The following is an 11,657-nucleotide window of genomic DNA, read 5'->3' as shown; positions in this document are numbered from 1 at the left end:
GAATCCGGCTGCGCTCACAGCGCCTCTGCGTTGGGCAGGGACAGGCGCGAGGTGTCCTCGGGCTCCTCGTCGCCGCCGCGCTCGCGCCCTTCGTTGAGCGCGGTCACGTCCTCGTCGGAGATGTCGCCCGTGATGTAGAGGCCGTCGAAGCACGAGGCCTCGAAGCCCTCCACGCGCGGGTTGATCTTGCCCACGGCCTGCTTCATGGCGTCCACGTCCTGGTAGATCAGCGCGTCGGCGCCGATCACCTGGCGGATTTCCTCCACCGTGCGGTTGTGCGCCACCAGCTCGGTGCGCGTGGGCATGTCGATGCCGTAGACGTTGGGGTGACGCACCGGCGGCGCGGCCGATGCCAGGTACACCTTGACGGCGCCCGCGTCGCGCGCCATCTGCACGATCTCCTTGGAGGTGGTGCCGCGCACGATGGAGTCGTCCACCAGCAGCACGCGCCGGCCCTTGAATTCGCTGGCGATCGCGTTGAGCTTCTGGCGCACCGACTTCTTGCGCGTGCCCTGCCCCGGCATGATGAAGGTGCGGCCCACGTAGCGGTTCTTGACGAAGCCCTCGCGGTACGGGATGCCCAGCAGCTGCGCCAGCTGCATGGCGCTGGGGCGGCTCGACTCGGGGATGGGGATGATGGCATCGATCTCGCTGGGCGGCACGGTGGAGATCACGCGCTTGGCCAGCGTCTCGCCCATGTTCAGGCGCGCCTGGTAGACCGAGATGCCGTCGAGCACCGAATCCGGCCGCGCCAGGTACACGTACTCGAACACGCAGGGGTTCAGGTGCGGATTCTCGGCGCACTGCTGCGTCAGCACCCGCCCGTCCAGGCGCACGTACACGGCCTCGCCGGGCGCCACGTCGCGCTCCAGCTGGTGCAGCGTGCCCTCCAGCGCCACGGATTCGCTGGCCAGCATCACCGTGCCGTCCGCGCCCTTGCCCATGCACAGGGGGCGGATGCCGAACGGGTCGCGGAAGGCGAGCAGCCCGTAGCCCGCGATCAGCGCGATCACGGCATACGAGCCCTTGATGCGCCGGTGCACGGCGCGCACCGCCGCGAACACGTCCTCGTCCCTCAGGGGCGAGCCGCTGCTGGCGCGCGCCAGCTCGTGCGCCAGCACGTTGAGCAGCACCTCGGAGTCGCTCTCGGTGTTGGTGTGGCGGTGGTCGGTCTCGGCGAGCTCGCGGCGCAGCTGCTTGGCGTTGGTCAGGTTGCCGTTGTGCACCATGACGATGCCGAACGGCGCGTTCACGTAGAACGGCTGCGCCTCCTCCTCGCTCGACGCATTGCCCGCCGTGGGATAGCGCACCTGGCCCAGGCCCACCGCGCCCGGCAGCGCGCGCATGTTGCGCGTGCGGAACACGTCGCGCACCATGCCCTTGGCCTTGTGCATGAAGAACTTGCGCCCCTGCTGGGTGACGATGCCCGCGGCGTCCTGCCCCCGGTGCTGCAGCAGCAGCAAGGCGTCATAGATCAGCTGATTGACAGGGGCGGTGCTGACCACGCCGACGATTCCACACATAGTTCGCGTTCCATTCACAAGGGCGGGAGACTTCCCGCCGACAACAATTCTCTGCGCCCGCCGTCACGAAGGCAGGTGCCGCCCCAGTTCCTCGGGCAGCACGGGCCTCAATCCCTTGAGCGCCCCCTGCAACATGGGGGCGGCCTGGGATTCCTTCCACCACGGCGCCTCCTGCACCTGCAGCCAGCCCGCCACCAGCACCACGGCCAGCAGCAGCACCAGGCCGCGCAGCACGCCGAACAGCGCCCCCAGCGCCCGGTCCGCGGGCCGCAGCCCCACGGCCTCGACCAGCTTCTTGAGCAGCCAGGCCACCAGGCCGCAGGCGAACACCGCGCCCACGAACACCAGCGCGAAGCCCGCGACATGGCGCCAGGCGACATCCGACTGCCCCATGGGCAGCCACGCGCCCACGTCGCCCGCGAACCACTGCGCCGCGAAGAATGCCACCACCCAGCCAGCCAGCGACAGCAGCTCGAACACCAGGCCGCGCCACGCGCCGAGCAGCAGCGACGCGGCCAGCACCGCCAGGAATATCCAGTCCAGCGCCGCCATGCGCAATTCGTCGTTACAGGCTCAGCACGGATGCGGACAGGCCCGCGCCCTTGACGCGCCCGGCCGCCTTGTCGGCCTCGGCGCGGCTGTCGAACGGCCCCAGGCGCACGCGCGTGCGCTTGCCGTCCTTGGTGTCCACCACCTGGGTATAGGTCTTGAGCCCCGAGCGTTCGAGCCGCTCACGCACCTCGCGCGCCTTGTCCGCATCGGCGAACGCGCCCACCTGCACGATGAAGCGGCCCTGCTCTGCGGCGGCCGCCGCGGCCGGCGGCTGCGCACGCCCTTCGAGCAGGGCGCGCGCGCGCGCCGCGTCTTCCTGGCGCGCGGTCTTGGGCTCGGTTTTCGGTTCGGGTTTCGGCTCCGGCTTGGGCTCGGCCTTGTGCTCTGCCTTGGGCGCCGGCTTGGGTTCGGTGCGCGGCTCGGGCGCGGGCTCGTGCCTGGGCTCGGCCTGGGCGCGCTGCACCGGCGCTGGCGCCGGCTCGCCGCGCGGACGGGATGCGACGACCTCTTCGCCCGTATCCAGCCCGGCCGCGGGCGGCTCGGCGGCGGGCGCGGGCGCTTCCCCGCCCTTGTGCGGCACCACCAGCGGGGCCACCTTGTTGCGGTCGGGGATGTCGATGGCCATGTTCACGGCAACCGGCCGCGGCTGGGTGTCGAACAGCATGGGGAAGCCCACCACGCCGGCCAGCACGAGCACGGCGGCGCCGATCAGCCGGTGCCGCGCGCGCCGCCGCATGTCCTCGATGCTCTCGGCCTGGGCGGCGGCGCGCGAACGCCGGGCGGGCTTGCTGCTGTCGCCCTGCGGCTCCTGCCTGCCGGGCCAACGAAACTTGAAAAATGCCATGGAGTGCTTTTATGCGCCCAGATGCTTGGCCTGCAGGCGGGGCACTCCGTCTTTGAGCACGCCGCCCACCGTGTAGAACGAGCCAAAGACCACGATTCTATCAGCCGGGTCGGCGGCCTCCACGGCCGCGCGCAGCGCCTCCTCGGGGCTGGCGTGCAGGCTCGTGGCCACCGGCCGGCGCCCGCCCGCCACCATCTGCAGCGCGTTCCATTTCTGCTGCAGCGCCGCGGCGCTCTCGGCGCGCGGCGTGGGCAGGTCGGTGAAATACCAGCGGTCGATGAGCGGCCCCACCTTGGCCAGCATGGGCGCCAGGTCCTTGTCGGCCATGGCGCCGAAGACGGCGTGCGTGGTGGGGAAGTAGCCCATGGCGTCCAGGTTGGCCGTGAGCGCCGCCACCGCGTGCGGGTTGTGCGCCACGTCCAGCACCAGCGTGGGCTGGCCCGGCACGATCTGGAAGCGCCCGGGCAGCTCCACCCGGGCCAGGCCCAGGCGCACGGCCTGCGCGGTGATGGGCAGGCGCGCGCGCAGCGCCTCCAGCGCCGCGAGCGCGCCCGCGGCGTTGATCAGCTGGTTGGCCCCGCGCAGCGCCGGGTAGGCCAGGCCCGCGTAGCGGCGGCTGCGCCCCGCCCAGGCCCATTGCTGCTTGTCGCCGGAATAGTTGAAGTCATGGCCGAAGCGCCACAGGTCGGCGCCGATCTCGCGCGCGTGGTCGATCACGCTCTGCGGCGGCACGGGGTCGCTCACCACCACGGGGCGCCCGGTGCGCATGATGCCGGCCTTCTCGCGGCCGATGGCCTCGCGGTCCGGCCCGAGGAATTCCACGTGGTCGATGTCCACGCTGGTGATGACGGCGCAGTCCGCGTCGATGACGTTGGTGGCGTCGAGCCGCCCGCCCAGCCCCACCTCCAGGATCGCCACGTCGAGCAGCGACATGCTCATGAGCCGCAGGATGGCCAGCGTGGTGAACTCGAAGTAGGTCAGCGAGACCTCGTCGCCCTGCGTCCTGGCGCGCTCCACGGCCTCGAAGTGGGGCACCAGGGAGTCGGCGGCCACCGTCTCGCCGCGGATGCGGCAGCGCTCCTCGAAGCGCACCAGGTGCGGCGAGCCGTAGACGCCCGTGCGGTAGCCCGCCTGCATGGCCACGGCCTCGATCATGGCGCAGGTCGAGCCCTTGCCGTTGGTGCCGGCCACGGTGATCACGGGGCAGTCGAAGCGCAGCGCCAGCCGGCGCGCCACCTCGCCCACGCGCGCCAGGCCCATGTCGATGTTCTTGGCGTGCAGTCGCTCGCAGTGGGCGAGCCAGCTTTCCAGTGTCGGGGGAATGGTGTGCATAGCGGGCCGAATTGTCGCCGAGCCGCGCATGCGCGATGATCCGCGCCCATGAGTACCCCCACGATCATCGTCTACGGCATCCCCAACTGCGACACCGTCAAGAAGGCGCGCGCCTGGCTCCAGGAGCGAGGCCTGGCCTACCGGTTCCACGACTTCAAGAAGCAGGGCGTGCCCGCCGAACGCCTGCCGGCCTGGATGGCCGCCGTGGGCTGGGACAGGCTGCTCAACCGCCAGGGCACGACCTGGCGCAAGCTCGACCCCGCCGTGCAGGGCCGCGTGCACGATGCCGCCAGCGCCGCCGCGCTGATGGCCGAGCAGCCCTCGGTCATCAAGCGCCCCGTGGTCGAGTGGAGCGGCGCCCCCACGGGCCGCGTGACGGTGGGCTTCCAGGCGGACCAGTGGAACGAGTTGGCGGGCGGCGGCTCCAACGCCTGAGCCTGCCTTGAGAACGTCTTTACGCAGTTTTACGGGCCAGCCCCGGGACGTTGACGCGCCGCGCCGAAACTTCCTGGCGGGCTGGCGCGTTGTATGCCTGCCCAAAGGAGCTTCGAGCCCATCATGAACAAGACCATCATCCTCACCGCACTGGCCACGGCGGCCCTGGCCGCCCAGGCCCAGGAACAGGGCCGCGTGTTCTCGGCCACCCCCGTCACCCAGCAGGTGGCGGTGCCGCGCCAGGTGTGCGGCAATGAAACCATCTACGGCGGCGCCCGCCCCACCACGGGCGCGGGCGCCGTGCTGGGGGCCATCGCCGGCGGCGCGGCGGGCAACGCCATCGGCGGCGGCAGCGGCCGCGCGGCGGCCACGGCGCTGGGCGTGATCGGCGGCGCGGTGCTGGGCAACCAGGTGGAGAGCGGCCGTCCCGGCTACCAGAACGTGCAGCGCTGCACCACCGAGACCTACTACGACAACCGCGTGGTGGGCTACGACGTGGTCTACGAATACGCGGGCCGGCGCTACACCACGCGCACGCAAAGCGACCCGGGCCAGTGGATCCCGCTGAGCGTGCAGCCGGCCGTGCCGGGCGTGCCCGGCTACCCGCCGGACTACCCGTCCGACCCTCCGTCCGGCTACGCACCCGGCTATGGCGGCTACGCCCAGCCCGGCGTGGTGGTCTCGACCCCGCCCGGCCCGCCCGCCTACGTGGTGGAGCCGCCCCCCACGGTGATCGAGTACCGCGCCCCCTACGGCTACCCCCATCGCCCGCCGCACTACTACGGCCGCTACTGACGCCCGCGGCGGGCCGCAGGCCCTAAAATCGATGGTTTGTCCCATCTCCCGCTCCTACCCATGACCACCGAGAAGATCGCCGGCGTCAGCGTCGCCACCCGGGCCAACGTGTACTTTGACGGCAAATGCGTGAGCCACGGCATCACCTACCCCGACGGCACGCAGAAATCGGTCGGCGTGGTGCTGCCGGCCACGCTCACGTTCGGCACCGGCGCGCCCGAGATCATGGAGTGCGTGGCCGGATCGTGCGAATACCGGCTGGCGGGCAGCGATGCCTGGCTCGCGGCCGGCCCGGGCGACAAGTTCAGCATCCCGGCCAACTCCAGCTTCGACATCCGCGTGGCCGATGCCTTCCACTACATCTGCCACTACGGCTGACGCAAAAACCTCAACACACGACTTCCCATGGCAACCATCCTGCAATCCCTCCCCGTCGGCCAGAAGGTCGGCATCGCCTTCTCGGGCGGCCTCGACACCAGCGCCGCGCTGCGCTGGATGAAGAACAAGGGCGCGATTCCCTACGCCTACACCGCCAACCTGGGCCAGCCCGACGAGGACGACTACGACGCCATCCCGCGCAAGGCCATGGAGTACGGCGCCGAGGCAGCTCGCCTGGTGGACTGCCGCACGCAGCTCGCGCACGAGGGCATCGCCGCCATCCAGGCCGGGGCGTTCCACATCAGCACCGGCGGCATCGCCTACTTCAACACCACGCCGCTGGGCCGCGCCGTCACGGGCACCATGCTCGTGGCCGCGATGAAGGAGGACGACGTGCACATCTGGGGCGACGGCTCCACCTTCAAGGGCAACGACATCGAGCGCTTCTACCGCTACGGCCTGCTCACCAACCCGTCCCTGCGCATCTACAAGCCCTGGCTGGACCAGCAGTTCATCGACGAGCTGGGCGGGCGCGCCGAAATGTCGGCCTTCATGACCAAGGAGGGCTTCGGCTACAAGATGAGCGCCGAGAAGGCGTACAGCACCGACAGCAACATGCTGGGCGCCACGCACGAGGCCAAGGACCTGGAATACCTCAGCAGCGGCATCCGCATCGTCAACCCCATCATGGGCGTGGCGTTCTGGAAGCCCGAGGTGGACGTGCCCGCCGAAGAAGTCAGCGTGACCTTCAACGAGGGCCAGCCGGTGGCCATCAACGGCAAGGAAATCGACGACCCGGTGGAGCTGTTCCTGGAGGCCAACCGCATCGGCGGCCGCCACGGCCTGGGCATGAGCGACCAGATCGAGAACCGCATCATCGAGGCCAAGAGCCGCGGCATCTACGAGGCCCCGGGCATGGCGCTGCTGCATATCGCCTACGAGCGCCTGGTGACCGGCATCCACAACGAGGACACCATCGAGCAGTACCGCCTGAACGGCCTGAAGCTGGGCCGCCTGCTGTACCAGGGCCGCTGGTTCGACCCCCAGGCCATCATGCTGCGCGAGACCGCCCAGCGCTGGGTGGCGCGCGCCGTGACCGGCACCGTGACGCTGGAGCTGCGCCGCGGCAACGACTACTCGCTGCTGAACACCGAAAGTCCCAACCTGACCTACGCGCCCGAGCGCCTGTCGATGGAGAAGGTGGAAGACGCGCCGTTCAGCCCGCTGGACCGCATCGGCCAGCTCACCATGCGCAACCTGGACATCTCCGACACGCGCGGCAAGCTGGGCGTGTACGCGCGTGCCGGCCTGCTGTCGCTGGGCGGCAATGCGGCGCTGGCGCAGCTCGAAGACGGCAGCGCCAAGAAGTAAGCATCAAATCAGCCTCTAGCGCTTGCCAGTCAAGTGCTTGCAGCTATCAAAAAGATAACCGCCCTATGCGCAAGCAGGGCGGTTTTTTTCCGTCCACTGCTCCCATCCCCTGGCGCGCAATTCGCACGCCGGGCATGCGCCGCAGCCGTAGCCCCAGGGGTGCAGGCGCTCGCGCTGGCCCAGGTAGCAGGTGTGGGAATCGCGCCGGACCAGCTCGACCAATGCGCTGCCGCCCAGTTCGTGGGCCAGCGCCCAGGTGGCGGCCTTGTCGAGCCACATGAGCGGCGTCTCCAGCGTCAGCGGCCGGTCGATCCCCAGGCTCAGCGCCACCTGCAGGGCCTTGAGCGTGTTGTCGCGGCAGTCGGGATAGCCCGAGTAGTCGGTCTGCGACATGCCGCCCACCAGCACGTCCAGCCCGCGCCGGTAGGCCAGCGCCGCGGCCAGCGTGAAGAACAGCAGGTTGCGTCCCGGCACGAAGGTGTTGGGCAGGCCGTCGGCCTGCAGGGCGATGGCCACGTCCTCGGTCATGGCGCTGCCGCCCAGCTGCGCCAGCACGTCGACGTTCAGCAGATGGTCGTCGCCGAGCTGTCCCGGCCACGGCATGGCCCGCATCCCCTCGCGCAGCCGCGCGCGGCAGTCCAGCTCCACGCGGTGGCGCTGGCCGTAGTCGAAGCCGAGCGTCTCCACGTACGGATAGCGCGCCAGCGCCCAGGCCAGGCAGGTGGCCGAATCCTGGCCGCCGGACAGCAGCACCAGGGCGCGCCGGCTCATGCGGCCGCAGGCGCGGGCGGCGTGCGCATGGCGCGCACGATGGCCGCCAGCGCCACGCCGTAGGCGGGAACGAACAGCAGCAGGCTCACGGCCAGCTTGATGACGTAGTCCACCCAGGCGATCTCCACCCAGTGCGCGGCCATGAAGGCGTTGGGGCTGCGCCAGAAGGCGATGGAGAAGAACGCCGCCGTGTCCAGCGCCTGCCCGAACACCGAGGCCGCCGCGGGCGCCAGCCACCACGCGCGGCTTTGCTGGCGGATGCGGTCGAACACCTGGATGTCCAGCAGCTGCCCGAGCACGTAGGCCGCGAAGCTGGCGAAGGCGATGCGGAACACGAAGGTGTTGAATTCGCCCAGGGCATCCCAGCCGTTGAAGCGCCCCTCATGGAACAGCACGCCCACCACATACGACGCCAGCAGCGCCGGCAGCATGGCGCGGGTGATGACGCGGCGCGCCGGCGCCTTGCCGATCAGCCGCACCGTGAGGTCGGTGGCCAGGAAGATGAACGGGAAGCTGAACGCCCCCCAGGTGCTGTGAAAGCCCAGCAGGGTGATGGGCAGCTGCACCAGGTAGTTGCTGGCGATGACGATGGCGATGTGAAGCGCCACCAGCAGGGAGAGGTAAAGGGGCACGCGCGACGGCGGTGCCTGAAGCGATGTCATGGCAGTCCTTTTTGAATGGAACCTCTGTAATGCCTGGAGCGGAAAGCACGCGCTGCGGATCGGGATGGGATGCGAGGCGCAGGCCGCAGCGGTGGCCGGAGCCACCGCGAGGACTTGCAACGAAGCAGACCGCCCGAGTCCGCAGATGCGTGCGGCGCTACAGGTGTTGCAGAGGTTCCTCGATGGGGGCGAGGGAACCCATGTTGGCGGTATTGCCGGGGCGCGATTGTAGGCGCGTTTGCCATGCGCCTCTGAACGGCGCCCGCGCAGGCTCAATTTTCGAGCGTGATGTGGGCCTTGCGCGAAATCGCGCCGTACACCGAGATGTCGCTTTCGATGAGCGCCTGGAATTGCGCGGGCGTGCTGCCCACGGGGCCAAAGCCCATGCCCTGCAGGCGCGCATGCAGCTCCGGGCTGCGCACCGCCTTGGCGACCTCGGCGGACATGCGCTCCACCACCTCCCTGGGCGTCCCCGCCGGCGCCATCAGGCCGATCCAGGAGCTCTGCACGATGTCCGGGAAGCCGGATTCGGCCATGGTCGGCACGTCCGGGGCGCAGTCGCAGCGCCGGGGCAGGCTGACGGCCAGCACCTTGAGCTTGCCGGCCTTGACGTGGGGCATGCCACCGCTGGCGGGATCGAAGAAGTAGTCCACCAAGCCGGCCATCAGGTCGGGCATGGCCTTGGCGCTGCCGGTATAGCCGACATGCACGGCCTTGAGGTCGGCGGACAGGGAGAACATGGCCCCCAGCAAATGGCCCGTGGACCCGGGCCCGGTGGAGGCGTAGCTGGGCTGCTTGCCGCGTGCCCAGGCCACGAACTCCGCCACGCTGTTCGCCGGCGTGGCAGGGCTGGCGAACAGGAACAGGGGAATGTTCACCATGTGGCTCACAGCCGCCAGGTCGGTGGCCTTGTAGGGCAGGTTCTTGGCCAGCACCTGGTTGGTGGTGTACGCGGCCGGCACCACGCCGAAGGTGTAGCCGTCGGGCGCGGAACGCGCCAGCGCGGCGGTGGACACCGTGGTATTGGCGCCAGGCTTGTTCTCGACGACAACCGCCTGGCCCAGCGACTTGGCGGTGATCTCCATCAGCATGCGCGTGACGGTATCCACGGGCCCACCGGCCGCATACGGCACCAGCACCTTGACCGGCTTGGCCGGCCACTCGCCGGCCCACGCGGCGCCGCACAGCAGCGCCGCCATGGCCGCGCCCGCGAAAAGAGAAATGCCGGCGCGACGGCCGCGCAACGCACGATGACCCATGGTTATCTCCTCACGTCTTCATTGGAAATTCCGCCCGCCAGGCCTGCGGGCGCAGAACTGGCCGTGGCACCCGGCTGGCGCGCCAGCTCGTCGCGCAGCACGCGCTTGAGCACCTTGCCCGACGGGTTGCGCGGCAACGCCTCGCGCAGCTCCAGCTGCTTAGGCGTTTTGAATCCGCCCAGCCGGCCGGCGCAGTGCGCGCGCAGTTCGTCCAGCGTCAGGCCTGTGCCGGGGCGGAGCACCACCACGGCCGCGACACGCTCGCCCCAGCGCGCGTCGGGCACGCCGATCACGGCGGCCTCGGCCACCTGCGGCAGCTGGTGCAGCACGCGCTCGACCTCGGACGAGGCGATGTTCTCGCCGCCGCTGATGATCATGTCCTTCTTGCGGTCGGTGAGATACAGGAAGCCTTCCGCGTCCAGGTACCCGACGTCGCCGGTGCGGAACCAGTCGCCAAAAAAGCTCGCCCGGGTCTTGGCTTCGTCGCGCCAATAGCCACGCGTCACCTTGGGGCCGCGCAGGCAGATCTCGCCTTCGCTGCCCGGCGGCAGCTGCTGCCCGGCGTCGTCCATGATGGCCAGCTGGACATGGGCCAGGGCGCGCCCGGTGGAGCCGATCTTTTCGAGCTCGCGCCCGGCCTCCATCAGGGTGTCGCCCGAGCACGATTCGGTCAGGCCGTAGGCGTCGATGTAGCGGGCCCGGCGGAAAACGCCGGAGAACTCGCGGATGCGCTCCTCCGGCGTGCGCTCACCGCCGCCGATGACCCACTTCAGGCTGTCGAACGCATGCGCCGAGCGCGCCGGGCTGGACAGGCAGCGGTTGAGCATGACCGGAGCCATCCAGGCCCCCGTGACCTGCTCGCGCTCGATCAGGGCCAACGCCCGCTCGGCATCGAAATCGCGCTCCAGCACCAGCGCGCCGCCGGCCAGCCACAGGGCCACACCCGGCAGGTCGTAGGCGCCCACGTGGTACAGCGGCCCGACCACCAGCAGCCTGTCGTCGCGGCCGATGCCGAGCGCCGTGATGTGGTCCAGGCACTTCCAGGCCATGTTGCCATAGGTATGCATCACCCCCTTGGGGCGATCGGTCGTGCCGCTGGTGTACATCAGGCGGTACAGCGTGCCGGGGGTCGCGGCGTGGGGCGCGCTCGCCTGCGGCACGGCCTGCGGGTACAGCAGGCGGCTGTCGCCCTGCGCGGCGGCGTCCACCGGCACCGCGGCCAGGCCGGCCGGCACGCTCGCCTGCAGCTCTTCGTCCACGAACAGCAGCTTCACGCCCGCATGGCTGGCGATGTAGCCGACCTCCTCCGCCCCCAGCCGGTAGTTCACGGGCAGCAGCACGGCCCCCACATGGGCGACGGCCAGCGACAGCTCCAGGAACGCGGCGCTGTTCTTCATCAGCAAGGCGACCACGTCGCCAGCCGCCACGCCTTGCGCCTGCAGCATCGCGGTGGCATGCGCCACCCGCTGCTGCAGGTGCGCGTACGTCAGGCGCTGCCCGCCATACACGAGGGCCAGGCGCTCGGGCTGCGTGCGCGCCCACCAGGCGACGCTGGAAGTCACTGAAACCATGGGAATTTCCTTCTCAGTTATCCATAGCGTTGCGCGCTACCCGCATCGCATGAAACTGGCGCACCCCAAGCCAGGGCCGCCGTGCAAGGGCCGCCCCGCCGCACGGGCGGCGTCCCCCCTCCCGCATCGCGCAGTGATGCGAGAGAAGGGGGAAGGCGCGCAGC

12 protein-coding genes are annotated in these 11,657 nt (G+C 70.1%); 4 read left to right on the top strand and 8 right to left on the bottom strand.

Annotated elements, in window-relative coordinates; all coding sequences use genetic code 11:
* Window positions 1-14 precede the first annotated feature (14 nt).
* From purF to folC, 4 genes are all read right to left on the bottom strand, one after another.
* Window positions 15-1,523 (bottom strand): amidophosphoribosyltransferase, encoded by a 1,509-nt coding sequence (gene purF / locus ACX12L_RS01285; protein ID WP_459260938.1) that lies wholly within the window; start codon window positions 1,521-1,523, stop codon window positions 15-17.
* A gap of 63 nt (window positions 1,524-1,586) precedes the next feature.
* Window positions 1,587-2,075, bottom strand: coding sequence for a CvpA family protein (locus tag ACX12L_RS01280; protein ID WP_459260937.1), 489 nt, complete (start codon window positions 2,073-2,075; stop codon window positions 1,587-1,589).
* A 13-nt stretch (window positions 2,076-2,088) separates the two neighbouring features.
* Window positions 2,089-2,919, bottom strand: a complete 831-nt coding sequence (locus tag ACX12L_RS01275; RefSeq protein WP_459260935.1) for an SPOR domain-containing protein — start codon at window positions 2,917-2,919, stop codon at window positions 2,089-2,091.
* A 9-nt stretch (window positions 2,920-2,928) separates the two neighbouring features.
* Window positions 2,929-4,251 carry a bifunctional tetrahydrofolate synthase/dihydrofolate synthase gene (gene folC, locus ACX12L_RS01270; protein WP_459260934.1) on the bottom strand — a complete coding sequence of 441 codons (1,323 nt, stop codon included), beginning with the start codon at window positions 4,249-4,251 and terminating at the stop codon, window positions 2,929-2,931.
* 48 nt (window positions 4,252-4,299) lie between these two features.
* Between folC and ACX12L_RS01265 the strand changes: the two genes are divergently transcribed.
* The 4 genes from ACX12L_RS01265 to argG all read left to right on the top strand — a co-directional run bounded on the left by ACX12L_RS01265 (window position 4,300) and on the right by argG (window position 7,230).
* A complete protein-coding gene (locus ACX12L_RS01265) occupies window positions 4,300-4,686 on the top strand; it encodes an ArsC family reductase (RefSeq protein ID WP_459260933.1) in 387 nt (128 codons plus the stop codon).
* A 123-nt stretch (window positions 4,687-4,809) separates the two neighbouring features.
* Window positions 4,810-5,481 carry a glycine zipper 2TM domain-containing protein gene (locus tag ACX12L_RS01260; RefSeq protein WP_459260932.1) on the top strand — a complete coding sequence of 224 codons (672 nt, stop codon included), beginning with the start codon at window positions 4,810-4,812 and terminating at the stop codon, window positions 5,479-5,481.
* Window positions 5,482-5,541: 60 nt separating this feature from the next.
* Window positions 5,542-5,859: a pyrimidine/purine nucleoside phosphorylase gene (ppnP, locus tag ACX12L_RS01255; RefSeq protein WP_059401047.1), complete on the top strand. Its 318-nt coding sequence runs from the start codon at window positions 5,542-5,544 to the stop codon at window positions 5,857-5,859.
* A gap of 27 nt (window positions 5,860-5,886) precedes the next feature.
* Complete coding sequence (gene argG, locus ACX12L_RS01250) at window positions 5,887-7,230, top strand: argininosuccinate synthase (protein ID WP_459260931.1); 1,344 nt, start codon at window positions 5,887-5,889, stop codon at window positions 7,228-7,230.
* 63 nt (window positions 7,231-7,293) lie between these two features.
* On the opposite strand, the gene queC is transcribed toward argG, so the two are convergent.
* From queC to ACX12L_RS01230, 4 genes are all read right to left on the bottom strand, one after another.
* A complete protein-coding gene (queC, locus tag ACX12L_RS01245; RefSeq protein ID WP_459260930.1) occupies window positions 7,294-8,001 on the bottom strand; it encodes a 7-cyano-7-deazaguanine synthase QueC in 708 nt (235 codons plus the stop codon).
* On the bottom strand, window positions 7,998-8,663 hold the full coding sequence (locus tag ACX12L_RS01240) for a 7-cyano-7-deazaguanine/7-aminomethyl-7-deazaguanine transporter (protein ID WP_103044656.1): 666 nt from the start codon (window positions 8,661-8,663) through the stop codon (window positions 7,998-8,000). Before ACX12L_RS01240 ends, queC begins: the two co-directional genes overlap by 4 nt.
* Window positions 8,664-8,935: 272 nt before the next feature.
* The gene (locus ACX12L_RS01235; RefSeq protein ID WP_103044657.1) at window positions 8,936-9,922 is read right to left on the bottom strand and encodes a tripartite tricarboxylate transporter substrate-binding protein; all 987 of its coding nucleotides are present in this window, start codon (window positions 9,920-9,922) and stop codon (window positions 8,936-8,938) included.
* 2 nt (window positions 9,923-9,924) lie between these two features.
* Window positions 9,925-11,493 (bottom strand): AMP-binding protein, encoded by a 1,569-nt coding sequence (locus ACX12L_RS01230; protein ID WP_459260929.1) that lies wholly within the window; start codon window positions 11,491-11,493, stop codon window positions 9,925-9,927.
* Window positions 11,494-11,657 lie beyond the last annotated feature (164 nt).

The sequence above is a fragment of the Alicycliphilus sp. T452 genome (assembly GCF_054512775.1).
This window is presented reverse-complemented; position numbering and strand designations above follow the sequence as displayed.